General features: G+C 55.3%; 22 protein-coding genes. 15 read left to right on the plus strand and 7 right to left on the minus strand.

The features are described from left to right. The first annotated feature begins 2 nt into the window (after positions 1-2). Genes ACR0AL_RS11235 through ACR0AL_RS11250 form a run of 4 tightly spaced genes read left to right on the plus strand, consistent with a single transcriptional unit; the run spans position 3 to position 3,543 of the window. The gene (locus ACR0AL_RS11235) at positions 3-812 is read left to right on the plus strand and encodes a CbbQ/NirQ/NorQ/GpvN family protein (RefSeq protein ID WP_170350174.1); all 810 of its coding nucleotides are present in this window, start codon (positions 3-5) and stop codon (positions 810-812) included. 9 nt (positions 813-821) lie between these two features. After that, a complete protein-coding gene (locus ACR0AL_RS11240; RefSeq protein WP_170350175.1) occupies positions 822-2,744 on the plus strand; it encodes a nitric oxide reductase activation protein NorD in 1,923 nt (640 codons plus the stop codon). Continuing rightward, positions 2,741-3,289 (plus strand): cytochrome c oxidase subunit 3, encoded by a 549-nt coding sequence (locus tag ACR0AL_RS11245; RefSeq protein ID WP_170350176.1) that lies wholly within the window; start codon positions 2,741-2,743, stop codon positions 3,287-3,289. Before ACR0AL_RS11240 ends, ACR0AL_RS11245 begins: the two co-directional genes overlap by 4 nt. A 5-nt stretch (positions 3,290-3,294) precedes the next feature. Continuing rightward, positions 3,295-3,543 carry a nitric oxide reductase F protein gene (locus ACR0AL_RS11250; RefSeq protein WP_480663064.1) on the plus strand — a complete coding sequence of 83 codons (249 nt, stop codon included), beginning with the start codon at positions 3,295-3,297 and terminating at the stop codon, positions 3,541-3,543. 56 nt (positions 3,544-3,599) lie between these two features. Here the strand turns inward: ACR0AL_RS11250 and hemA are convergent, their stop codons facing one another. After that, entirely contained in the window at positions 3,600-4,823 is a 1,224-nt protein-coding gene (gene hemA / locus ACR0AL_RS11255; protein WP_170350178.1) for a 5-aminolevulinate synthase, read from the minus strand. Positions 4,824-5,001: 178 nt separating this feature from the next. Here hemA and ACR0AL_RS11260 point away from each other — a divergent pair, with 178 nt between their 5' ends. Then, positions 5,002-5,694, plus strand: coding sequence for a Crp/Fnr family transcriptional regulator (locus ACR0AL_RS11260; RefSeq protein ID WP_170350179.1), 693 nt, complete (start codon positions 5,002-5,004; stop codon positions 5,692-5,694). Positions 5,695-5,965: 271 nt separating this feature from the next. Here ACR0AL_RS11260 and ACR0AL_RS11265 read toward each other — a convergent pair whose 3' ends face one another. The 4 genes from ACR0AL_RS11265 to ACR0AL_RS11280 all read right to left on the minus strand — a co-directional run bounded on the left by ACR0AL_RS11265 (position 5,966) and on the right by ACR0AL_RS11280 (position 8,879). After that, positions 5,966-6,463 carry a GNAT family N-acetyltransferase gene (locus ACR0AL_RS11265; RefSeq protein WP_170350180.1) on the minus strand — a complete coding sequence of 166 codons (498 nt, stop codon included), beginning with the start codon at positions 6,461-6,463 and terminating at the stop codon, positions 5,966-5,968. A gap of 81 nt (positions 6,464-6,544) precedes the next feature. After that, entirely contained in the window at positions 6,545-7,048 is a 504-nt protein-coding gene (locus ACR0AL_RS11270; RefSeq protein ID WP_480663066.1) for an outer membrane protein, read from the minus strand. 143 nt (positions 7,049-7,191) lie between these two features. Next, positions 7,192-7,584: a hypothetical protein gene (locus tag ACR0AL_RS11275; protein WP_480663068.1), complete on the minus strand. Its 393-nt coding sequence runs from the start codon at positions 7,582-7,584 to the stop codon at positions 7,192-7,194. 101 nt (positions 7,585-7,685) lie between these two features. Continuing rightward, complete coding sequence (locus tag ACR0AL_RS11280) at positions 7,686-8,879, minus strand: NAD(P)-dependent alcohol dehydrogenase (protein WP_480663070.1); 1,194 nt, start codon at positions 8,877-8,879, stop codon at positions 7,686-7,688. A 366-nt stretch (positions 8,880-9,245) separates the two neighbouring features. Between ACR0AL_RS11280 and ACR0AL_RS11285 the strand changes: the two genes are divergently transcribed. From ACR0AL_RS11285 to ACR0AL_RS11300, 4 genes are all read left to right on the plus strand, one after another. After that, positions 9,246-10,007 carry a TetR/AcrR family transcriptional regulator gene (locus ACR0AL_RS11285; RefSeq protein WP_170350184.1) on the plus strand — a complete coding sequence of 254 codons (762 nt, stop codon included), beginning with the start codon at positions 9,246-9,248 and terminating at the stop codon, positions 10,005-10,007. 35 nt (positions 10,008-10,042) lie between these two features. Then, positions 10,043-10,612 (plus strand): chloramphenicol phosphotransferase CPT family protein, encoded by a 570-nt coding sequence (locus ACR0AL_RS11290; protein ID WP_480663072.1) that lies wholly within the window; start codon positions 10,043-10,045, stop codon positions 10,610-10,612. A 941-nt stretch (positions 10,613-11,553) separates the two neighbouring features. Further along, on the plus strand, positions 11,554-11,949 hold the full coding sequence (locus ACR0AL_RS11295; protein WP_170350186.1) for a hypothetical protein: 396 nt from the start codon (positions 11,554-11,556) through the stop codon (positions 11,947-11,949). A gap of 426 nt (positions 11,950-12,375) precedes the next feature. Continuing rightward, positions 12,376-13,893: an AMP-binding protein gene (locus ACR0AL_RS11300; protein ID WP_480663074.1), complete on the plus strand. Its 1,518-nt coding sequence runs from the start codon at positions 12,376-12,378 to the stop codon at positions 13,891-13,893. Between the two features lie 29 nt (positions 13,894-13,922). Here the strand turns inward: ACR0AL_RS11300 and ACR0AL_RS11305 are convergent, their stop codons facing one another. Further along, positions 13,923-14,123 carry a hypothetical protein gene (locus ACR0AL_RS11305; protein WP_170350188.1) on the minus strand — a complete coding sequence of 67 codons (201 nt, stop codon included), beginning with the start codon at positions 14,121-14,123 and terminating at the stop codon, positions 13,923-13,925. Between the two features lie 128 nt (positions 14,124-14,251). Between ACR0AL_RS11305 and ACR0AL_RS11310 the strand changes: the two genes are divergently transcribed. The 5 genes from ACR0AL_RS11310 (at position 14,252) to ACR0AL_RS11330 (ending at position 20,567) form a co-directional block, all read left to right on the plus strand. Further along, positions 14,252-15,982, plus strand: a complete 1,731-nt coding sequence (locus ACR0AL_RS11310) for a sensor histidine kinase (protein ID WP_480663076.1) — start codon at positions 14,252-14,254, stop codon at positions 15,980-15,982. Next, positions 15,979-17,319, plus strand: coding sequence for a sigma-54-dependent transcriptional regulator (locus ACR0AL_RS11315; RefSeq protein ID WP_480663078.1), 1,341 nt, complete (start codon positions 15,979-15,981; stop codon positions 17,317-17,319). The genes ACR0AL_RS11310 and ACR0AL_RS11315 overlap by 4 nt, the downstream gene beginning before the upstream one ends. 125 nt (positions 17,320-17,444) lie before the next feature. Continuing rightward, positions 17,445-18,455 (plus strand): TRAP transporter substrate-binding protein DctP, encoded by a 1,011-nt coding sequence (gene dctP, locus ACR0AL_RS11320; protein ID WP_170350191.1) that lies wholly within the window; start codon positions 17,445-17,447, stop codon positions 18,453-18,455. 67 nt (positions 18,456-18,522) lie between these two features. Beyond that, positions 18,523-19,155, plus strand: coding sequence for a TRAP transporter small permease subunit (locus tag ACR0AL_RS11325; RefSeq protein ID WP_170350192.1), 633 nt, complete (start codon positions 18,523-18,525; stop codon positions 19,153-19,155). Between the two features lie 11 nt (positions 19,156-19,166). After that, a complete protein-coding gene (locus ACR0AL_RS11330; RefSeq protein WP_170350193.1) occupies positions 19,167-20,567 on the plus strand; it encodes a TRAP transporter large permease in 1,401 nt (466 codons plus the stop codon). Positions 20,568-20,731: 164 nt separating this feature from the next. On the opposite strand, the gene ACR0AL_RS11335 is transcribed toward ACR0AL_RS11330, so the two are convergent. Continuing rightward, positions 20,732-21,694 (minus strand): LysR family transcriptional regulator, encoded by a 963-nt coding sequence (locus ACR0AL_RS11335; RefSeq protein WP_480663080.1) that lies wholly within the window; start codon positions 21,692-21,694, stop codon positions 20,732-20,734. A gap of 116 nt (positions 21,695-21,810) precedes the next feature. Here ACR0AL_RS11335 and ACR0AL_RS11340 point away from each other — a divergent pair, with 116 nt between their 5' ends. Beyond that, complete coding sequence (locus ACR0AL_RS11340; protein ID WP_170350195.1) at positions 21,811-22,704, plus strand: dimethylarginine dimethylaminohydrolase family protein; 894 nt, start codon at positions 21,811-21,813, stop codon at positions 22,702-22,704. Positions 22,705-23,043 lie beyond the last annotated feature (339 nt).

Below are 23,043 nucleotides of genomic sequence, written 5' to 3' on the forward strand. Positions count from 1 at the left end.
AAATGGATGGCTCCATACAAATGGGAACGGGGGCGGCAAACGCCCCCTTCTACCTGCCCCAGGGCGATGAATGCGATGTGTTCACCGCCGCCTATAACAACGATCTGCCGGTTCTGCTGAAAGGGCCGACAGGTTGCGGCAAGACCCGCTTTGTGGCCCATATGGCCGCGCAGCTTGGCCGCCCGCTTTATACTGTCGCCTGCCATGATGATCTGGCCGCTGCCGACCTGATTGGCCGCTATTTGCTGAAAGGCGGGGAAACCGTCTGGGTCGATGGCCCGCTGACCCGCGCAGTGCGCGAAGGCGCAATCTGTTACCTGGATGAGGTGGTCGAGGCCCGCAAGGACGTGACCGTCGTGCTTCACCCTTTGACTGACGACCGGCGCATCCTGCCGATTGATCGCACCGGCGAAGAACTGGCAGCCGCGCCCGGCTTCATGCTGGTGGCATCCTACAATCCCGGGTACCAGAATATCCTGAAAACCCTGAAACCTTCGACCCGGCAGCGGTTCATTTCGCTGGAATTCGACTTTCCGTCGCCTGAGATGGAGGCCGAGGTTGTCGCCCAGGAAAGTGGCCTGGCGCTTGAACGCTGCAAACCGCTGATCCGGTTGGCGAACAAACTACGGGGGCTCAAGGGTCAGGATCTTGAGGAAGGCGTTTCTACCCGACTGGTTGTCTATGCTGCGACGCTGATCGCACAGGGTATGTCGACGGACCGCGCCATTCTTGCCGCAATGATCGAACCTCTGACTGATGACGAGGATATCAAACGCGGGCTCCTCGATCTTGTCACGGCTGTCTTTGGGTGAGGCCGGCCAATGGTCAAGATCGATTTTGAGCCATGGGAACCCGAAGAAACGATCGGGAAACTGTGGCACACCCTTGCCAGCCGCCTCGATGCACCTGAGGTGCATGTTGGAGCCGCGGTCGACCTTTCTGAGGTCGCGGGGCGGCTGGCAGTCCTCTTCCGAGGGCTTGGGGGTAGTCCGGGCGTTGAATTACGCCCGGTCTCACCCGAAATTTCACGCCACCGGTTAAGCTGGCGTCGCCGCTTGGGAACTGAGGCCGAGCTGATGCCGCGTGCTTCGTTCGATGGCGAGGTATTGCGCCTGCCGGACCGTCTGGCCGTTTTCCCGGCGCGCGAAGCCAACGGCGCGCTATATGTCTGGCTGGCAGCCGTTTCGGCCCATGCCGACACCCGAATTGATGAGGATGACCCCCTGCGGGCCGACCTGCATGCGCTGATCGCTGCGCGACAGATGGTCGAGGCCACGCTGGAAAACGCGCCCGGCTTGCTCCCCCTTTATACCGAACTGTGCAAGGGTCTGCTGCACCAACGTGATATCCCTAACCTGCCGCCGGTCGAAGCCGCGCTAGAAGAACTGGTTCGCCATATGCTGGGTGATCCGGCATCGCTGTCTGCCAAGGCGGAACAGCTGCTGGAGCTGGATGACAGCCTGTCTGCTCCGCGCGGGTATCAGCGTTTTCGCCCGGTCCCCCTGTGGCCCGAACTGCGCGCCGTCGGGTTTTCGGAACATAACGAGGTGGAAAACCCCGATACAGATGGCCCGCCCGAGGAATCGGGTGAGAAAACCCACCGCGCCCGCCGCCGTAAATCTGATCAGGCCGAACGGAAAGACAGCCTGATCCTGCACAAATTCGAGGCGATCCTCAGTTGGGCCGAGTTTCTGAACCTGAACCGCCGGGTCGATGATGACGATCCCGACAATGCCAAAAAGGCGGCCGACGATCAGGAAGAGATCGGGCTGGGCCAAATCTCGAAGGCACCGCCCACCAAGCTGAAGCTGCACCTGGATCTGGCGCCCGAGGATGTGAATCGCGAGCGTCTGTCGGGCCGTATCCTTTATCCCGAATGGGACGTGCGCACCGGTCAGTACTTGCCAGACCACGTGAATGTCCTGTTGTCGGATGCCGATATCCGCGAAGACGCAGCCGAGTTTGGCAAGGACCCGGCCACTGCCCGCCGCATCCGCGCGGTGAAGCGCCAGTTCGAGGCGCTGCGCCCCGGTCGGGTTATGACACGCGGCCATCTGGACGGCGACCAGTTGGATATCGAAGCCGCCGTGCGTGCCGAGACTGAACGTCGGGCTTGTGGGGAAGCCAACGAGCGCATCTGGCAGCAATCCCGTCCCGAAGCTCGCGATCTGGCGGTCTCGATCCTGCTGGATGTCAGCCGATCCACCGAAAGCGCAGTCACAGGCCGCGCCGTGATCGATATTGAACGCGAGGCGCTGGCCGCGTTGGCGTGGGGGTTAAATGCTTGTGGGGATGACTTTGCGATCCACGCCTTCAGTTCTCTGAAACGTCAGCGTGTCTATGTGCAGCGCTGCAAGCGGTTTGATGAGCCAATGGGCGGAACGGTCGAACAGCGCATCGCGTCACTGCGCCCGGGGCATTACACACGGCTTGGGGCGGCAATCCGGCATTGCTCGGCCGATTTGGCGGATCAATCGCGCAAGCGCCGGCTGCTGCTGGTGATCACCGATGGCAAGCCGAACGACCTGGATCACTATGAGGGTCGCCATGGTATCGAAGATACGTGCATGGCCGTCCGCGAAGCGCGTCGCGCCGGGCAATCGGTCTTTGGTGTCACCATCGACAAAACCGGCAAAAGTTGGTTCCCGCGTATGTTCGGGCAAGGCGGTTTTGCGGTGATCCCTGACCCGCACCGCCTGACGATGGCTTTGCCGCAAATCTATCGCCAACTGGTCGGCGCATGAGCGATGCCTCTCTGATCGACGAGCTTCCGGGCGAGTTGCTGATGTGGGTTTTGATCGTCTCGGAACTGCTGGTGTTTGGCGCTGGGATGATCGCCTTTATGGGCGTGCGTCTGACCGACCCGGCGGGTTTTGCCGAGGCGCAGTCACATCTGCATCGCACTGGAGCGGCGTTTAACACAGCGGTTCTGGTCACATCGGGGTATCTGGCCGCACAGGCGTTGCACTGGCGACAGGTCGCGCGGCGCGCGGCGGCGCGCATGGCCTTGATCGGCGCGGCCCTTCTGGGCGTTGTTTTCCTGATCATCAAAGGCACGGAATACGCGGATAAAATGGCGCAGGGGATCAATTATGAAACGCATCCCTTCTTCCTGTTCTACTACCTTCTGACTGGTTTTCACGCGGCCCATGTTCTGGCCGGGGTCGGCATTCTGTTACTGGTGTCCTGGCGGGATGACGCACGCAATATCGAGGCGGGCGCGCAGTTCTGGCACATGGTCGACCTGGTCTGGATTATGCTGTTTCCGGTGATCTATCTGTTGGGATGAGGGCGATGGGGGACAACACTCTGACACGGGCCTGGCTTGCCCTTTTGGGGCTAAGTGTCGGCTCAGCGGTACTGACCTTGTTGCCGGTGCCGTCTGCGGTCATGGGGGGTGGCATTCTGTTGCTTGCGCTGTTCAAGACGCGCTTAATCCTTTCGCAGTATCTGGACCTTGCTAAAAGCCTAGCATGGTTGCGCGGATTCACCATGGTTCTAACCGGATTTTCGGTGCTGATCTTTGCCCTCTACCTCGTTTGAAGCAGAAAAAAGCCGCCCGATTTGGGCGGCAGTTTTTTAAGCAAGGAGCGCTTTGTTTACTGGGCAGCCATCGGCATCCGCGCGATCTGGCAGCGTTGCCATAGGGCTGACAGCGCGCCGACCAGATGTTCGATATCTTCGTCCGTATGCACCGGAGAAGGGGTGATCCGCAGACGCTCGGTTCCTTTGGGGACAGTGGGGTAGTTGATCGGCTGGATGTAGATACCGAATTCTTCAAGCAGCGTGTCCGAGATGAATTTGCATTTCACCGGATCACCCACCATCACCGGGATGATGTGGCTGGGGTTGGGCAGATGCGGAATGCCTTCTGCATCCAACCGGGCACGCACCTGCGCCACGCGGGATTTCTGCTGATCGCGTTCGGTATTCGACTGTTTCAGGTGCCGGATCGAGGCCGCAGCGCCCGCCGCAATCGACGGTGGCAAGGCGGTGGTAAAGATAAACCCGCTGGCAAAGCTGCGCACAAAATCACAAAGTGCGGCTGAAGCCGCGATATAGCCACCAACCACACCAAAGGCTTTGCCCAACGTGCCCTCGATCACGGTCAGTCGATCCATCAGACCTTCGCGTTCGGCAATGCCGCCACCGCGCGGGCCGTAAAGACCGACGGCATGAACCTCATCCAGATAGGTCATCGCGCCGTATTTGTCGGCCAGATCGCAAATCTCTTGGATCGGCGCGATATCTCCGTCCATCGAATAGACGGATTCAAAGGCGATCATCTTGGGGGCGTCAGGATCGGTAGCAGCCAGCTTCGCCTCAAGGTCTTCAAGGTCGTTGTGCTTCCAGATCACCTTTTGCGCGCGCGAATGCCGGATGCCTTCGATCATCGAGGCGTGGTTCAGCGCGTCCGAGAAAACGATAAGGCCGGGGATTTTCGCAGCAAGGGTGCCAAGGGCCGCCCAGTTCGAAACATAGCCAGAGGTGAACAGAAGCGCGGCCTCTTTGCCGTGCAGATCGGCCAGTTCGGCCTCAAGCAGGACGTGATCGTGTGTGGTGCCCGAGATGTTCCGGGTGCCGCCAGCACCAGCGCCGCACCGGTCCAGCGCGTTATGCATCGCCCCGGTCACCGCCGGATGCTGCCCCATGCCCAGATAGTCGTTCGAACACCAGATACGTACGTCGCGCTGTACCGCCCCGTCGGTTTGACGTGCGTTTGGGAATGATCCGCAGCGGCGTTGCAGGTCGATAAAAACACGATAGTTTCCTTCGTCCCGCAGATCGTCCAGGCTCTGGGTGAAAAATCGCTCGTAGTCCATTATACTGGCTCCCCGGATTGCTGGCTTTGGGCCGAATTTATGTGCATGGTGACGCCTGCAACATGACAATAGTCAAGTTGAAGCAGGAAAAGGCTGGCGCGCCGGGCAGAGCTTTGGCATAGCCTTGCGAAAAAGGACGTACCGGTCGGACGATCGACCAGGGAAAAGGGGAAACTCCGTGGCACACGAAGCACAAAAAGCGATCGCGCGGCAATCGCTTTTGCTCAAGAGTTTGCCGGACCAGCATGTCGATACACTGCTGAGCCACGCAATTTGGCGTAGCTATGATCGGGGCGAAACGATCTTTCTACAGGAAGAAGAGGCCAAGGCCGTCCACGTAGTTCTTGCCGGTTGGGTCAAGTTGTTCCGCATGTCCCCAACGGGGGCCGAGGCAGTGGTCAGCGTCTTTACCCGCGGCGAAAGTTTTGGTGAGGCCGTCGCGCTGCGAAACGTCCCTTACCCCGTTTCTGCCGAGGCCGTTTCGGCCTGCGACGTGATGCATATCCCAAGCCCTTTGCTGTTGTCGTTGATGAAAGAAGACCCCGAGATCGGCGTTTCCATTCTGGCGTCCACGTTCACGCATCTGCATTCGCTGGTTGCACAGCTGGAGCAGCTCAAGGCGCAGACGGGTGCGCAGCGGGTAGCAGAGTTTCTTCTGAACCTGTGTGACGCCAAACCCGATGGCTGCGACGTAGAGCTACCTTATGACAAAATGCTGATCGCCGGGCGTCTAGGGATGAAGCCGGAAAGCCTTAGCCGGGCGTTTTCGCGGTTAAAAACGGTTGGTGTGCAAATCAACCGCAACCACGCCGTAATCTCTGATATCGAGCGCCTGCGGGATTATGCTGAAAGTGATCCGTCGGACAAATGATCAGCCCGACGGGCGTTTTGGGTTTTCCGCGGGGGGCTGAGGATGCTGGTCCTTGTCTGACTGAGGTTTTGTACCCCCGTATTGCCGCGCATGGGTTGCGACAACCCGGCCCGTGATCCGGTATTTCCAACAGATAAAAGAAGACAGGGCTGCGTTGCGCCCCTTGATACCCGGACAATCAAAAAGCAAAGGATGTTGGGGATGACGGTCTGATCGGGCGACTGATGAAGGTGACCCTCGCTCGAATGGTCCGGGGAGTTGTTTGCGCAGCTCAATGGTACCTGTAGACGAGATCATTGGGGTCATTTCGCTCGGCATTTGAATCCAAAATTCCTCCAAGCCGCTCAGCAAGGCGGCAGGAGCGGAAGTTGTTCGGATCGATATAACTGACGAGCGACTGGGTTACGTTCCATGTACAGGCCCAATCTCGCAGCGTTCGCGCAGCTTCAAACGCATAGCCTTTTCCTTCGGCATCAGCATAGACAAACCAGCCCAATTCGGGTTCGGGGAAAAGCGGTCCGGAGTTGATGCTAACCTGCCCAAGGCACGCTCCTGAAACACGGTCTTCCATCATCAGTGCCCCGTGTCCCATGAGGGTCCACTGAGCTATGTCATGACAGAAAATCCCCCAGGTCATGCGGTCAGAGACCGGGCCTCCCATGAACTTTGAGCGCTCTGATGTCATCAGCGCAAGATAGTCGGGCCAGTCTGCCATTATTGGTGGTCGAAGTAGCAGTCGTTCAGTTTCAAGCGTTGGTATTTCAGTCACCTGGTGGCTCCCGGGATTTGAATTATGAGTGGGGGGCAATTGACTGTCCCCTGCTTGTGTCAGGTTCTCAAACGCCTTCTGTCAGAACTTGTAAGACACCCGAAGCGCGACAGAGTCAGCTGTGATGTCGTCAGCTGACGTGTCATATGTGTCTCGCAGGTACTCAAGGCCGACCAGAACTCTGTCCGTTGCGCGATACGTAACGCCAACGCCAGCAGAGTAGCCATCTTCACTGATGGAACCGCCATCGATGTTCGCATATCCAATGACGCCGTACAGATACGTCCGGCCAAATACGTGTCCGCCTTTGAATTTCAGGCGTATCGTATCGACCTTTTTTGTTATGTTGTCAGACCCAAGCTCAGCGCCCGCATCATAAGTCAGTTCACCGCCAACTACATAGCCGTCAAAATTATGAAGATATCCGGCGTGGAGGCCCAACGCTGCGTTTCCGTTGTCGTTTTCGTCTTGGGAAACATCAACCGTGGATAGCTGCAAACCAGCATTGAAGCCGGTCCAGCTTTCGTCTGCCAAACACATTGTGGGAGCCATAGCGGCCAGTGTGATCAATGTTATAGTCTTCATTTTTAGTCCGTTTTCTTGTTTGTGTGGACAGGGGTATCTGCCCGCTGGACCTGCACTATGGTTCAACGGGGATGGCTTGCTGTTCGTCGGGGTGTTGGATTTAACGCCGGCCTGTTGCAGGTCGGCGGTGACCCACCCTCAGATCAAAGGATGGGTTTGGGCTTGCTGGTCAGTTGCAGCAGTTTTCCCGCGTCGTCATATCGTGCAGTGACGAGAACCCGCCGCGCATGGGCCACTTCCAAAGGCCCCCCGACAACCTCCCAGAGCCCGAAGGTAAAGAGGTCCAGCGTTCCGTGGCCTGCCGCCCGAGCAAGGTTTGGCTTTGTCCGGGGTTCGACGTCATAGACGGCCACCCAATCACCATTGGCTTGTTGCTGTAGCTGCTCAGGCGACCCCAACTGCCGTTCGACATCCATCCGGGTGGCCTCCTGGCTGACAACGCTCAGGTCTGGACCATCACTGCCTTTTGCGGCCATGTTGGCGGCACACCCACTCAGCGCGGCGCCCAGGGTAAGCGCGACTACCATTGACTGCATGGGTCGAACACAGCTCGCAATGCGATCGGTTGGATTGCGTCGATTGCGGTGAGCGGCAGATGAAACGGGATTGTCCGACCCCGGTGATTTCCAAATTTTTGTCATAGTGTTACCGTGTCTTGATTGAATTTCGTTTTGTGCCGGAACAGTGATTGCTTGAGGTGCACCTCAGGTCTGGAACTGGTTTCCGGCCGGCTTGATTTTTCGTTGGTCAAAAAGTTGATGACGATCCGACCTCTTGTCCGATGGGACATCAGAGTTCTGATTGCGGCCCGTATTTGCGGCAAATCGAATGGAATCTCGGCTTCAATTGGAGAGCGTATGTTGTGCTTTGCGATGCTCAGCATTGCCGCGTAGGCGTTGTTCCGTGGCAAGGAGGCACAAAAACGATACCGAGGACCGCGGAGCCGTGTCGCGATACTGCGGCATGTAACGTGGCCGACACCCAGAAGAAACTCGCCCCTGGATAACTTGCGTTCACCAATGTGGCGTATGGGGCCAACAATCGTGACGAACCGGCCTTTGCGTTTCAGTATTCGGTACGCTGCGGCCTCGATGTCCCGACCGCCTACCAGATCAAAGACCCTGTCGTAGGTGTTTTTGCCCTGCGAACCAAAACTGGTGACGTTGTAGTCGATCGTGTGATCTGCACCCAACGTGCGCACCAGATCGGCATTCGCGCCGCTGCAAACCCCGGTCACGATTGCGCCCTTTGATTTGAGGAACTGAACCATCATGGATCCGACGGCACCCGATGCCCCAACAACGAGGCAATGGTCACCTTTTTCGACGCGTGCGGTGTTGATCGCACCCCACGCAACACAACCCGATAGTGTCACGGCTGCCGCCTCGACATGAGACAAGGCCGGGGGTTTGAGCATCAGATAGTCGTGCGAAACGCATCTGTATGTTGCCCAAGACCCGTTTTCGCCAAGCTCGTTGGGAACGACGATCACTTCGTCTCCAACATTGAACCGGGTTGCGTCCTGACCAGTTGCGACAACGACCCCTGACACCGAAGTCCCCATGACGTAGGGGGAATTTGCCGAAGCGTGTTTAGGCCCGAAGAAACGACCAAGAGCGGTGCCCTGAGCCGCATAAATTTCATCGACATGCAGTGATGAAGCGAACAGCAGAATCGCGACTTGGTGGCGCGAAGGTCTTGGCACGGGCACGTTCACCAATTGCAATGCTTCCGCGACATTCCCAGGCTCAGGCAACTCTGTCAAAGCGATTGCCGTCATGCTTTTGGCTGCGCGGTAAACCGTGGAAAGCGCTCTTACATTGTCCAACATGTTTCTCTCCTGAGAGGTTTGGATCAATTGAGGGAGAACGGATTTACGAGCCAAGTCTGCGGACTTGTTTGAGACAAAGATCGCCTGGCTTCGTCCCAGTCCAGGGAAAGCCTGACCAGAAGTTCAAGCAAATCCCGGATACCAGCCAGCCGAGATGTTTGGCGTAACTCGGATATTGAAATATCCCTGCAGACAAGAGCATTCATGGCATTCGATCCTGTGTAGTAGACACAACTCAACTGGGCGCGCGAAGCGTTGTAGCTTGCGGTCTTGGGCTGCATCAGCGCATCATTTATTTCGGGGCGGCAGGTGAATTTCGTTGTCCTGCCAGATGAGTCGGGATATAAACCGACCGCAGGTCTGTAATTGCAGACCGTCGGTCGGTTTGCAAGGGGGAAATGTATGAAACCTACGAAGCGGAAGAATATGCAGCCAGAGGCGCGGCGCGCGCAGTTACTGGGGTGTGCGCAAATGTTGTTCTTTTCGAAAGGTTTCGAAGATACGACCATTCAGGATGTGCTGGATCTGGCCGGTGTTTCGAAAGGTGGCTTTTATCACCACTTCAAATCCAAGGATGAGCTTTTGTTCGGGGTATTGGATGGCATGGCAGAAGGCGTGTTCGCGCAAATGTCTGTTGTTGCTTCTGACGAGAAATCTTCGGCACTCGATCTGTTGCATAACTTCACCCATCTAAGGGCAAACTACCTGCGCGAGCATGACTACCCAGGCCAGGTCGAGATGTTCAAGATCATGAACCAGGACAAAAACCTGTTCCTGCTCGAACAATTCAAGCGCAGGGTCAGAACTGGTGCCATGCCGGTCCTGACCAAAATCATCCGGAAGGGCTGTGACGAAGGAACGTTCACTGTCGCCGATGTCGATACGACGGCAGAGCTTATACTCTTCCTTATGAACTTCTTTGATTTTGCATTGCTGCGCGCCATCGACGCCCGGGGAACTGACATAGCAGATGAAGCCGCACGCAATTTACAGGCGGCGATCGATATGCAATTTCTAACACTCGACCGAATTCTGGGTCTGCCGGATGGGACAACAGATTTTGGATGGCCGGAAGCGGTGGATGTTACGATGGAAACTGTGCCTTCACCCCCTTCCTCAGCCAAATAACGGACCTTGGCAGCGATCATTCAGTCACGAGACCAATGGCGACAGTAATTCTCCTAAACGGAGTAGGGAGTGTTGGTAAAAGTTCTATCGCAAAAGCGCTTCAGAACATTACGACACTACCGTTCCTTCACATCGAAATGGATGCCTTCCTGGCAATGTTGCCACAGCGGCTTGCTGGTGATCCAGATGGATTGAGTTTTGAAAAGCGTGTGGTGGGCGGGAAAGCAGTGACCTTCGCGCGGGTCGGGCCAACAGCCAGTCGCGCACTTTCCGGAATGCGCCGTTCAGTTGCTGCAATGGCGCGCGCCGGGAATAATTTGATTGTTGACGAGGTGTTGTTTGGAAACACGGAAGCCGGGTCTGCGAGCGCGGTAGCTGAATATCAAAGCTTACTGGAGCCGTATGATTTTTACATGGTTGGTTTGTTTGCTTCGCTGGACGTGCTGGAGGCACGGGAACGAAAGCGAGGCGACAGGACGCTCGGGCTTTCCAGATGGCAATTCGAGCGTGTTCATGATGGGATGAAATATGACTTATCGGTGAATACAGAAGATGCCTCGCCAATTGCATGCGCAGAGTTGATAAAGGAAAATTTGAACCTGTAGGTTGCGAAGATACACAATCCCATCGCTGACCACGTCAATATGACCACCAATGCGAACGATCATCCGGCCCTCGCTCAATCAACCCAACGTCTCGGCGCATGTGGTCGGACAATGGTGTTGTAGTGTTGGGATTTCCTACTGAGCCATTTCTTTTTCGAAAATCTCCTGAGTGTTGCCAAATTCGACGCAACTGACGGGCGCAGAACTCCAAAATACTGCGCGGGGCACGAATTGTATTATGATGCATGTTTCGAGCTTTCAATTTCGGGCACAGCTAATGCGTCCACGAAATGGGTGTCGTGGAGCGACCGGCGTTTTTGTTTTAAGTACTCACGAGGTGAGAGGGCGGTCAGGCTTTAGTGGTTTTCCGAATCCATCAATACAGACCGCTGGTCTGTATATCTAGACCGGCGGTCGGTTTGTAAAGGGAATTCAGCACTCACCAAAACAATCGTCGGTCCCGGAACAAAGATTCCATCTGCACCAGCCGTGGCATAGGCTGCCGCGCTCTAGAGCTTCTCCGACAAGTATTTCATGCGTGACGGGTTGCTTCGCGCGATGCACGAGTGGGCCGCAGCAAACGCAGATAAGCTGGTCTATCCGAGGTGAAGTTGGTTTGATGTGAGCTGGAAATGTCTGCTTTCGGGAAGCTGCACTGCAACACCACAGCCCTTGGCCAACGTCTCTTTTGGGTCGTGCCACGTCGCAGCCTGGGGTATTATTGCTTCGGTCGCTGTGCTGAAGTCGAATGTCCGCTACAATGCTCAAACTCTTAACGGATTCAATTAACTTCTAGCCGTTCGATGCCAATAATTTGGGGCAACGTAGTGGTCTGTGGATGCCGGTGTTTCCTTGTCTTTGACCCGTGTTGAGACACGCTTGTTGAGAACAGTGAACCCAAAATGTATTTTAGGCCGGATTGCGAACGAAGGGAAATCTTCATGATCAGGACTTCTGCGCTGGCGCTGTTTGCTTTCTTCTCGGCAACCTCGGCATTCGCAACTGTTGAATTGTATTGCGAAGCCCCTGATGGATCAGGCGCAGTTGTTGCTGTCGGATTGGGAACTGTCCCTGGACTCGCAGTCGTGAGTGCGACCATTCACGCAGACAGCAAACACTGGAGCTTAACAGAAGTTGATGGTGCGATACCAATCATCGTGGCGCAGGGGGCCGATGTCGATATGCACACCGTCATCGACTTCGCCGATCCTGAATATAGCCGGATCGTTGCCTCGGTTCGATTGATAACAGCCGTCGAAGGTGACGATTTCGTCACCGTGGGCACACTCACGATACCAGAAGTCGGTGCCTTCCCGCTGATCTGCGAAGGGCCGTAGCTGTCCGATATTTCGCAATACTCGGAGGTCAACTCGGCGGAAGCGGTCATCTCAAGTTATGCTTTACTTAAATGTCTGAAAAGGGCCGTTGGCGTCGCAAACTTAAGCCGAAACTATGCAGATGCTGCGCACCCCCCGATGGTTGCTATGTAACACAAACCGAGCTTTGGTTCGGGACAATTGGACCACTCACGTTGCGCTGATGTTCGCGTAATTTCCAACGTGGAAACTCGACTTGTTTAAGTGCAGGGTAATTAAGGGCTGCACTTGGAGGAATACGTTTTGATGGAATCGAGTTCTGACACTGAGACTTCCCCAGAATACTCCAAAACGGTGGAGAAATTTGACCTGGAGCTGGCAAAGTCTTCCTTTTTCGGCAACTTCAGCGACGGGATAAATGCATGCGTAGAATGTTGTGACGCCCATTTGCAGGGCAATCCCCGTGCTTTGAACTGGGTTGCATTGGATGGGCACCATGAGACGCGCAATTTTGCAGAGTTGCGCGAAGAAGCTGCGCGTTTCGCCAACTTGCTGGAAGAACAAGGCATCCAACCCGGTGACATCGTGGCGGGTCTGTTACCTCGCACCCCGGATCTTGTGACAGTTGTTCTCGGCACCCTCCTGGCTGGCGCGGCCTATCAGCCTTTGTTTACAGCCTTTGGGCCCAAGGCCATTCAGGACCGTTTGACCATGAGTGGCGCGAAGTTGGTTGTGACTGACGCCGCGAACCGCATCAAGCTCGACGGAGTGGAAAGTTGTCCGCCTGTCGCGACGATTGTGGAAACGAGACAAGGCGTTATTGCCGGAGACATTGATTTCCGCCAGGCGATGGCCGCGCATTCGCCTGAGTTCGTCCCTGTTTTGCGGAACGGCGATGATCTGATGTTCATGATGGCGACATCTGGAACTACAGGTCCCGCCAAAGGAGTGCCCGTGCCCCTAAAGGCACTGGCTGCCTTTCGATCTTACATGGTCGAAGGGATCGGCCTGCAGCATGAGGATGTTTTCTGGAATATAGCCGATCCAGGCTGGGCCTATGGACTCTACTATGCATTGATCGGCCCGCTACTATTGGGACATGCAACCACTCTGGTCGAAGGGCCTTTCACAGTGGACAGTACATATGACGTGATTTCGAAATTGGGCGTGACTAACTTTGCAGGCGCGCCTACTGCGTTTCGACTAATCATCGCCGCGGGAACCGAGCGCGCGTCACAGTTGCGCGATCAGATCCGTTGCATCAGCAGCGCAGGCGAGCCACTGAACCCCGAAGTCATCCGTTGGTTCGAGACCGAACTGAATGCGCCGATTAAGGATCATTATGGGCAGACGGAAACGGGTATGCTGGTGAATAATCATCACGGGCTCGAACATCCGGTACGCCCGGGATCGGCTGGCTATGTGATGCCAGGATACAGGGTTGAGGTTCTGGCTGAGGACGGCAGCATCGCCGACTTCAATGAGCCAGGTCAATTGGCCGTCAACATTGCGGATTCACCTCTCTTGTTCTTTAGCGGCTACCTAAACATGGGCACCAAATCGATCGAGAACGGATACTATCTTACTGGGGACACAGTGGAGCGGGATGAACACGGATGTATAACGTTCGTTGGTCGGAACGACGACGTTATCACCTCTTCGGGTTATCGCATCGGACCGTTTGACGTTGAAAGCGCTCTGATCGAACATCCCTCTGTAACGGAAACGGCGGTCGTAGGCGTTCCTGACAAGGAACGGACCGAAATAGTGAAAGCGGTAGTCGTACTGGCGGATGGCACAGAAGGTAATGATGCGTTGGCCGCGGAGTTGAAGGACTATGTCAAACAGCGCCTTTCTGCTCACGCCTATCCTCGGCTTATCGAATTCGTCAAAGAACTGCCGAAGACACCCAGCGGTAAAATTCAGAGATTTCTGCTTCGCCAAGCGAATGTCAGCGGTGCGTAATCAAGCTTCTCGAAGGCAAGCTCCTTCGTTCAACTGCATGCCAATTCTACCAGGCAGAGAACGACGGTTTTTCCCGCGTTGTGTAAGTTCGGTTTGAACAGGATTTTGCGTTCGCGGCGAAAGTCTGCAATGCGGGCTGCGACCGCAGCATCGAAACAAAGGGTTGGATGTCGGCTCTGGGCCGAATCTGCTTGCGGAATGCAAATAGTTGTTTCGGCATGTTCGTTCATTGCTTCGCGTTCTCTAAATACTCGGTCATTCTTGTTTGGCCTAAACATCCAAATGTTAGTTTAGTACGCTTGGGATGGACGGCTAATACCTACTGTGATCCTATGCCGTCGCAGTTCATGGGCATTCGATGCGATCAGCTTCGTATATTGTAGGTATTTTGATAGCCATTGCCGCCAGCATTGGCCTTTATTTGGTTTCTTACCAGTACTTCGTTTCGGAGGAGCTTTCGAAAGCTCAGGGCCGGCTCTCTCTTTACCAAAGCTCGGTAAACAGCGAACTCGAACGATTTTCCCACCTCACATATGTGCTGTCACAGGATTCTTTTGTAATTGGAACAGCTGAAGGAGACGGCACCGGAACTTTGAACCGACGCCTCGAGGATTTTGCGGAGCAGGCGGGGCTGGATGCGATCTACTTGATGGACGAAGACGGGATCACGATTTCCGCATCGAACTACCGCGACACTGGGAGCTTTGTTGGCCAGAACTACGCTTTCCGTCCGTATTTCCAAACTGCCATTTCTGGTGAACAGGGCCGCTTTTATGCCATCGGGGCAACGACTGGTCTGCCAGGCTACTTCATCGCCAACGCAGTGCTTGACGACCAGGGCGCTTCAACTGGCGTCATAGCGATTAAGATCGATTTCTCCAATCTTCAGGATAGTTGGAAAAACTCGGGCGAACAGGTTCTTTTGGCCAATGAAGACGGCGTCGTTCTGCTTTCTTCGAACTCGAACTGGCAATATCGCGCGTTGACGCCTTTGTCAGTACCACAGCAAGAACGGATTCGAGATGCCAGGCAGTTTCCGGGGCAAAACTTAGATGCGTTGGACTGGATTGAGTTGCCGGGAGATCAGGCCAGAATTGCGGGGACGAAGCGTCTGCATCTTGCAGCTACAGATTTACCCCACGGCTGGTCGCTTCACTATTTTGCAAGTGACGATCAGGCCGTAGCGCGCAGTTGGCTTGTAACTGCAGTTTTTGTCCTTTTGGCGGGGCTTACATTTATCTTTTTCCAGATACAACGCGCGAGGCGCGTAAGCGCGGCCTTGGAGCGGTCCGAAGAAGAAGAAGGAAAGCTGCGGGAGGCAAATGAAAGGCTCGCTATCGAAATCGACGACCGCAAGACAGCCGAGCGGAGTCTCAAGCGCACCCAAAGCGAGTTGGAGCGCGCAAGCCGATTGGCGGCTCTGGGGCAATTATCCGCGTCGGTCACGCATGAACTGGGCCAGCCCATCGCTGCGATGCGCAATCACCTGGTGGCAGAAGAGATCTCATCTTCCGGTGAGTCCAAGCTACCCCAAAAAATTGGAAGTCTGGTCGACAGGATGGAAGGGATCACGCGCCAATTGCGGTTCTTCGCGCGCTCAGAGAGCGAGGCGTTCGACGACGTAGACTTATGCACTTCGGTCAATGCTGCGTTGGCTCTGGTTGCGCCAAACATCGAGCAGGGCAAGGTGAAAATCTCAGTTGATGCGCCGACCGGTCCGGTTTTTATCCGGGGCAGTGCACTGCGGATCGAACAGGTCATCACTAATCTTTTGCGCAATGCGATTGACGCGATGGACGAAGCGGATGCACCTGAAATCCATATCGCTGTCATAGCTACTTATGATGAAGCGGTGTTGGAAATTCAGGACAACGGTCACGGGTTGGGTGAGGCAACGCTGGCTGAGTTGCAAGAGCCATTTGTAACCACAAGAGAGAGCGGGAGAGGCATGGGCTTGGGACTGGCCATTTCCACCAGCATTGTCAAAGATCACGATGGCAAGATGACGGCCCGAAATCGTGATGGCGGCGGAACAGTTTTTCGTGTCACCTTCCCGATGGCCTCAATTACTAACGAAACGAACGAATGACCCAGCGGCAACCCTTTAAAGTTCTGGTCGTCGATGATGACAAATCAATGAGACAGTCTCTTCTCGAGTTGCTCGAAGCCGCCGGCTGGACTGTTAGCGCCCTGTCGCGCGCGACCCACGTGATGGAGTATCTGGCCAGCGCGTCGCCCGATGTCATTCTGTCCGATGTGCGTATGCCGGGTATGTCGGGGCTTGATTTGCTGGCCAGTCTGGACAGACAAGTGGCGCCTCCGGTGGTATTGATTTCGGCACATGGTGACATCCCGATGGCGGTTCAGGCCATACAGGACGGGGCGTACGGGTTCATCGAAAAGCCATATGAACCACGGCGATTGCTTACGGTCCTGAGGCACGCAGCTGAACAAAACAGAATGCGGAGAAGCAATGCCCGCCTCAAAGACCGGCTGTTCAAACTGTCAGGCCTTGACCGCATCCTGCTGGGCCAAACAGACGCCATTACAGACTTGCGACAAGAAGTACTTGATCTTGCTGATACATCGGTTGCGGTTTTGTTGCAGGGAGATACGGGCACCGGGAAAGAGCTGGTTGCTCACGCTTTACATGATTTGGGCCGCTCGCCGGAGGCACCGTTTCTGGCACTGAATTGCGCTGCATTGTCGGCCGATACGTTTGAAGCGGAAATGTTCGGCATCGCGGGTGAATCCGACGGAAGGCTTGCGGCGGCGTCGGGAGGGACCTTGTTTCTGGACGAAATCTGCTCGTGCCCACCAGCGGCGCAGGCCAAGCTACTAAGGGTCATCGAAGATCAGCAGGTGCTGCCGGTGGGGGCTGTGTCACCGGTGCCGGTAAGCTTCAGAGTCGTGTCAGCAACCAACGAAGACGTTGTACTGGCAGCAGACGAAGGCCGCTTGCGTCAGGACCTTTTGTTTCGATTGAATACTGTCGTCCTGTCTCTACCTCCGCTACGTCAAAGACGGGATGATCTGGTTCTTTTGGCAACGCATTTCTTGAACGAATACGCAAAGGTTTATGAGATAGACGCGCCAGAACTCGATCAGGACGATTTGGCCGCTCTGCTTTCACATAGCTGGCCCGGCAATGTGCGTGAATTGCGCCATGTCTGCGAACGGCGCATTTTGGCGGCCCGATGCGGAGGAGGGTCGGTGGCGCAGGCCATCCAAAGCGATCAGCACTTCGACGAAGTGCCGGATACCCTACGCGAAGCGGTTGCTGCTTTTGAACGCGAGCTCATCGGCAAAGCCATCAAGGCGCATAAAGGCCGCATGGATGCCGCCGCCGAAGCGCTTGGAATCGGCCGACGGACGCTCAACGAAAAGATCGTCAAACTCGGTCTCGATAAAGAGGCGCTGTTGTAAGCGAAACCACTCTGCGGATATCCGCAGGGAAACAGAAATTCCTCGCGCATTTTCCTTCATAGGCAGGCTGCTGCACATCCTGAATACTCTGCCCAAACACATTGCGTGATCTGGGAGGAGCCACTATGCGCAAACATCTTAACCGGGCGGCCATTGCAGCTTTGTCGCTGACCGTTGCATCCGAAGCACTGGCTGTCGAATGGAACGTTTCCCTGTGGGGCAAGCGTCGCGCCTTTACCGAACACGTCGAGAAACTTGCGGAGTTGGTGAACGAAAAGACGGGCGGTGAGTTCACGCTCAACATCAGCTATGGTGGCCTGTCGAAGAACAAAGAAAACCTCGATGGGATTTCGATTGGTGCGTTTGAAATGGCGCAGTTCTGCGCTGGCTATCACCGCGATAAGAACCCTTCGATCACTGTCTTGGAACTGCCGTTTTTGGGCGTGACATCCCTTGAACAGGAAGTCGACCTGTCGATGGCCGTTTATCAACATCCGGCCGTTGTCGAAGATCTGGCCCGCTGGGACGCGACTCTGCTGATGCCGTCTCCGCTGCCGCAGTACAACCTTGTTGGTGTCGGTGAAGCACCCAAATCCCTAACCGATTTTGAAGGTCTGAGCGTTCGGGCGACAGGTGGCATCGGCAAGGCGATGGAGACGGTTGGAGCAGTTCCGACCTCGATGTCTGCATCCGAAGTGCGTCAGGCAATGGACAGCGGCATCGTCAAAGCGGTCAGCTTTGCGCCACACGCGCATATGTCCTTCGGCACCATTGAGAATGGCACGTGGTGGACGACGAACCTCAATCCCGGCACCGTCAACTGCCCTGTCGTGGTGAACACGCTGGCACTGGAAGATCTGTCTGACGAACACCGCGAAGTTCTGCTGGGGTCGGTGGATGAGGCACTGGATCACTACGTGAGCCACTACCAGACCAAAACGATGGAAGCGTGGGGCCCTGAACTGGATCAACGCGGCATCGAACGGGTCACTTTCAGCGATGAAGAAATCGCAGCGTTCAAAGAAGCCGCTGCCGCCCCCGCGGCCGAGGCCTGGATTGCAGAAAACACCGAGCGTGGCCTGCCAGCACAAGAGCTTTATGACCTTGTGACTGGGAAGATCGCAAACGGCAGCTAATCCACTCACTGCCCGGCGTCGCCTACCTGGCGTCGGGTGCCTTTCCCCCTGACAGCGGAGCAAAACGATGGCCGGGTCATCCCTGGTGCTGTCTGACGACAGCCGTCTCAGCATTCTCGATCAACACCTCTACAAACTGGAAAGCTTTCTGGCCCTGATCAGCGGTCTTGCGGTTTTCTCGCTGATGGTCATGGCCGTAGTCTCCGTTGGTGGTCGGAATTTCGCCAATGCGCCACTTCCCGGCTACGTGGATTGGATCGAGCAGGCCATGCCGTTAATCGCCTTCATGGGGATTTCCTATGCGCAGCGTGATGGCGGTCATATCCGAATGGACATGGTTGTTGGAGCGCTTAGAGGCCGGACGCTCTATATCGTTGAGTTCATTACAACCGCTGTCATTCTGGCGCTGATCGTCTTGCTGATCTGGGGGAGCTGGGCGCATTTCGCACGCAGCTTTGACTTTGGTGCTCCACTCTGGAGCCGCGACAGCTCCATCGACATAGGTATCCCGCTGTGGCCCGCAAAGCTGTTGGCCCCCGTTGCCTTTAGCGTGCTTTGCCTAAGGCTTTCTTTGCAGCTCTGGGCCTACGGGCGCGCGATCCGGCACCCCGATCAAGCACCTATTGCCGTCCCGCTGATAGCTGACGCAGCCACTCAAGCTGCAATGGAAGCCGAGCACGTCTCGGGCCACGATAACTGAGGTTAAATCTGATGGAACCCATTGATATTGGTCTGATCGTCTCGGGCGGTATGCTTGTTCTTGTGGTGCTGGGGATGCGCGTGGCCTTCGCCGCCGCGACAGCTGGCATGGTTGGTCTAATCTGGATCTTCTGGGCCAAGTTTGGTTATGACCCGGCGCGGTTCGGCAAGGCTGTGACTGTGGCCGTCAAAACAGCGGGGCAGGTGCCGCACTCCAAGATTTCAAGCCAAGCGTTGAGCCTTATCCCGACTTTCATCCTAATTGGCTACCTCGCCTATTACGCGGGCCTGACCAAAGCACTGTTCGAAGCCGCAAAGCGTTGGCTGGCTTGGGTCCCCGGTGGGCTGGCGGTTTCGACCGTTTTCGCAACCGCTGGGTTTGCTGCGGTATCCGGAGCCTCGGTCGCGACTTCCGCTGTGTTCGCCCGTATCGCCATCCCCGAGATGCTGAAGATCGGATACGACAAGCGTTTTGCTGCAGGTGTCGTCGCTGCAGGCGGTACACTCGCTTCGCTCATCCCGCCTTCGGCCATTCTGGTCATCTACGCGATTATTGTCGAGCAGGACGTGGGTAAACTGCTGTTGGCCGGGTTCATCCCGGGCATGTTCTCGGCGGTAATTTATGGCTTGCTGATCATTGGCATGGCCGTCGTTATCAAAGGATTTGGTCCCGCAGTCACCGGATTTACATGGAAAGAACGTTTCCTCTCGTTGCCGCCCGCATTGCCCATCGTGATTGTCGTCGTCACCATCATCTTCTTTGTCTACAACCCGTTCGGCGGCGATGCTTGGGGTACGCCAACCGAAGGCGGCGCAATTGGAGCATTTGTTGTGTTCCTGATGGCGCTGTATCAAGGCATGCGCTGGTCCGAGCTCAAAGACGCGCTTTTGGAAACTGCCAAGCTGAGCGTCATGATTTTCACGATCATCTGGGGCGTTTTGGTCTACGTTCGTTTTCTTGGGTTCGCCGAACTGCCAAGTGCGTTCTCCGACTGGATTACCTCGCTTGAGATGTCTCCGATGCTGATCCTGATCTGTATTCTTCTGGCTTACGCTGTACTGGGTATGTTCATGGACGCGATAGGTATGCTGCTGCTGACGTTGCCGGTAGTTTACCCCGCCGTCATGGCGTTGAACGGTGGCGAAACCGTAAGCGCAGTCGAAAGTACCTTCGGTATGTCTGGGCCTATGTGCGCCATCTGGTTTGGCATTCTGGTTGTCAAAATGGCTGAGTTTTGCCTGATCACCCCACCTATTGGGCTGAATTGCTTTGTCGTGGCCGGCGTTCGTGATGACCTAAGCGTTCAGGATGTTTTTAAAGGTGTAACGCCTTTCTTTCTGGCGGATGCTGCAACCATCGCGATGCTCGTTGCCTTCCCTGCTATCGTCCTATGGCTTCCTGGTCAGGTTTGAATGACATGGAATGATTTTGGAGTGCGGTATGCCGGTGCAGCTAAGGTCTGCATCGATCAGCTGCACTGCAGAATACATGAGACTTGTTCAATGGCCGGTTCGGGCCGTTCGGTACACGTGAGAGTTCGGGCGGAAAGCGGTCATTCGCTGCGAGCGCAAGACAATCAGCCATTAGGGAGAGTAGCAGACCTTGCCCACAGAGAGGAATCTGAAGACAGATCAGATTTACATGCGCGTACAAGTAGCTCTGTGAAGGTCTTAACCACCAGATTTGGTTCGTCACCACGTTTGCGGACGAGCGTGATATGCGACTTCTGATCGAACCGACCATTTCCGACTGAGCGCATTCGTCCCTGACGTACCCAGATATCAGCCAAGCCTTCGGGAAGATAGCCGATGAAACGACCAGTCAGCACCAACATGGCAACGCCTTCGATCTGATGCGCTTTGGCTGTAGAGCGTAAGCCGCGTGAAACCGGCGCAACTTTTTGTTCGTTCAAATAGGCACGATTGCAAAAGTTTGCCTGAGAAAGAAATTCATCAACGGCGGCCTTCGTTTCTGCTTTGAACAAAGGATGGGTTTGTCCACAATACAGGCCAATTCGTTCCGTTTTCAGCGGCTCATATATCAACCCCGGTTTTTTATTGTGGAACACTCCGATGCCTAAAGCGATATGTCCGTCCTGAACCCCTATCTCGATATCGCCAGGCGCAACTGAATGCAATTCGATGGCCACATCTGGCGCAATACGAGCAAACTCTGACAAAGCTGGTAAGATAGGCGCGTTGTCATTGAAAACCCAATTGTCGATTGCTCCGATAGTCAACCGACCGACCAGTTTCCCGCGCGTCCCGTCTACGGTTTCATTAAACAAATCCAATGCTGCAAAAAGCTTGCGAGAGGCTGCATAGACGATTTCTCCTTTGTCGGTTAGGCGGAACCCCTTGCGTCCTCGCTGGCACAGTCTCAGACCCAAACGCGTTTCGAGATCGGATATCTGGCGCGAAATCGTCGAAGCGGACACGTTCAAAACAACTTGTGCTGCCGAGAAACCGCGTGCTTCAACGACGACAGAAAACACGTGCAGCAGATGAATGTCGGCTTTCGATAAGGAAGGAGGCAGCATACATGACCTTTACTTGTATGTTTATGCAAATAGTATCACTTATTTTGTAATTTTATAATTGTAATTGCCGTGCCAAGCTTTGCAATACAAGGAATGAGACCAGAGGAAATGGCACCATGGCGTTGAACGCGGAAAATGCGCCCAATTGGGGAATCAACAACGATTACGCAAAACTCACGGATGTTCTGCTTGGTCGTCCTGAATACTTCAAATGGGTTGAAGCAGGCCCATTGATCGGTCGGACGTTGGCCAATGCGCACAAAACCGGCGCGATCTTTGATCTACAACAGGCGATGTCACAACATGCTGAAATGGTGTCGATTTACGAAGAAAACGGCGTGAACTGTCACTATCTGGACAGTGATCCGGTCCTTCACCGCAATTTCTTCGCCCGTGACAGCTCGGCGATGACCCCCTGGGGCGCTTTGATTTGCCATATGCAGTTGAAGTGTCGGCGTGCGGATTATGCCACCGCGATAAAATTTTATCAGGACAACAATATCCCGATTTGGAAATTTGCGACCGCAGGACACTTTGAAGGCGGTGATTTCAACATCATCGAACCTGGCCGTGTTCTAATTGGCTATTGTGGTGAGCGGTCTGAGCAAGAGGGATCGGAACAAGTAGCCGAATTTGTACGCGCCGAGGGTTGGGAGGCAGTCGTTGCCCCGATCAGTCGCGAGTTTGTCCACATGGACGGGTTAATCGTTCCGTTGGCCGAGAAACTTGCCGTGGCCTGCATTGACGCGATGGAGCCTTGGTTGGTGGATGTTATCAAAGGATGGGGCATTGAAATAGTTGATGTCGAGTTCCGCGAAGCCAAAAACCTCGGGGTTAATCTGGTGGCGCTAGGGGATAGCAAGGTACTGTCTATGGCTGGTGCTACCGACCTAAACGCAAAAATGCGGGCCCTTGGGTTCCAGGTCTATGATCCTGATATGTCGATGTTCACCTTGGGCGGCGGTGGCGTTCACTGCCTGTGTCAGGCCCTGCATCGCGAGGCCGCATGACCAATATCTGGGCATAAAAAATGATCGTCCGCGGCAATGTCCGATGGGCATGACATAAATCGGGGCACAGCCTGTTGGAGATTGCATACGTGTGGCCCAAACCGACGAAAACCGACTGGCGCGCAAGACATTCCGTCATATGTGATGAGGGTGGGTGCAATGTCAGTATGACCGGTCGGCCAATGTACTTGCCCGCGGGCTAGGCCTAAATCTAGATCTGTCGCCCATTGCCCTTGGCGGGCATCTAGACACGCAACAGCATGGAGGCATTCTAATGAGCAACTATGGTGTTTTTACAGGCTTAGAGATTGTGCACTTATTTAAGATCACCATACCTAA

The sequence above is a fragment of the Ruegeria sp. BB1 genome (assembly GCF_056539465.1).

Excerpts from the sequence above, each read along its gene's own strand:
- ACR0AL_RS11340 (WP_170350195.1), top strand. The coding sequence starts at position 21,811 with ATGGCGTTGAACGCGGAAAATGCGCCCAATTGGGGAATCAACAACGAT.
- ACR0AL_RS11310 (WP_480663076.1), top strand. The coding sequence starts at position 14,252 with ATGCGATCAGCTTCGTATATTGTAGGTATTTTGATAGCCATTGCCGCC.
- ACR0AL_RS11270 (WP_480663066.1), bottom strand. The coding sequence starts at position 7,048 with ATGAAGACTATAACATTGATCACACTGGCCGCTATGGCTCCCACAATG.
- ACR0AL_RS11280 (WP_480663070.1), bottom strand. The coding sequence starts at position 8,879 with ATGTTGGACAATGTAAGAGCGCTTTCCACGGTTTACCGCGCAGCCAAA.
- ACR0AL_RS11235 (WP_170350174.1), top strand. The coding sequence starts at position 3 with ATGGATGGCTCCATACAAATGGGAACGGGGGCGGCAAACGCCCCCTTC.
- ACR0AL_RS11330 (WP_170350193.1), top strand. The coding sequence starts at position 19,167 with ATGGAACCCATTGATATTGGTCTGATCGTCTCGGGCGGTATGCTTGTT.
- ACR0AL_RS11290 (WP_480663072.1), top strand. The coding sequence starts at position 10,043 with ATGGCGACAGTAATTCTCCTAAACGGAGTAGGGAGTGTTGGTAAAAGT.
- dctP (WP_170350191.1), top strand. The coding sequence starts at position 17,445 with ATGCGCAAACATCTTAACCGGGCGGCCATTGCAGCTTTGTCGCTGACC.
- ACR0AL_RS11295 (WP_170350186.1), top strand. The coding sequence starts at position 11,554 with ATGATCAGGACTTCTGCGCTGGCGCTGTTTGCTTTCTTCTCGGCAACC.
- ACR0AL_RS11325 (WP_170350192.1), top strand. The coding sequence starts at position 18,523 with ATGGCCGGGTCATCCCTGGTGCTGTCTGACGACAGCCGTCTCAGCATT.
- ACR0AL_RS11275 (WP_480663068.1), bottom strand. The coding sequence starts at position 7,584 with ATGCAGTCAATGGTAGTCGCGCTTACCCTGGGCGCCGCGCTGAGTGGG.
- ACR0AL_RS11250 (WP_480663064.1), top strand. The coding sequence starts at position 3,295 with ATGGGGGACAACACTCTGACACGGGCCTGGCTTGCCCTTTTGGGGCTA.
- ACR0AL_RS11245 (WP_170350176.1), top strand. The coding sequence starts at position 2,741 with ATGAGCGATGCCTCTCTGATCGACGAGCTTCCGGGCGAGTTGCTGATG.
- ACR0AL_RS11335 (WP_480663080.1), bottom strand. The coding sequence starts at position 21,694 with ATGCTGCCTCCTTCCTTATCGAAAGCCGACATTCATCTGCTGCACGTG.
- ACR0AL_RS11315 (WP_480663078.1), top strand. The coding sequence starts at position 15,979 with ATGACCCAGCGGCAACCCTTTAAAGTTCTGGTCGTCGATGATGACAAA.
- hemA (WP_170350178.1), bottom strand. The coding sequence starts at position 4,823 with ATGGACTACGAGCGATTTTTCACCCAGAGCCTGGACGATCTGCGGGAC.
- ACR0AL_RS11305 (WP_170350188.1), bottom strand. The coding sequence starts at position 14,123 with ATGAACGAACATGCCGAAACAACTATTTGCATTCCGCAAGCAGATTCG.
- ACR0AL_RS11240 (WP_170350175.1), top strand. The coding sequence starts at position 822 with ATGGTCAAGATCGATTTTGAGCCATGGGAACCCGAAGAAACGATCGGG.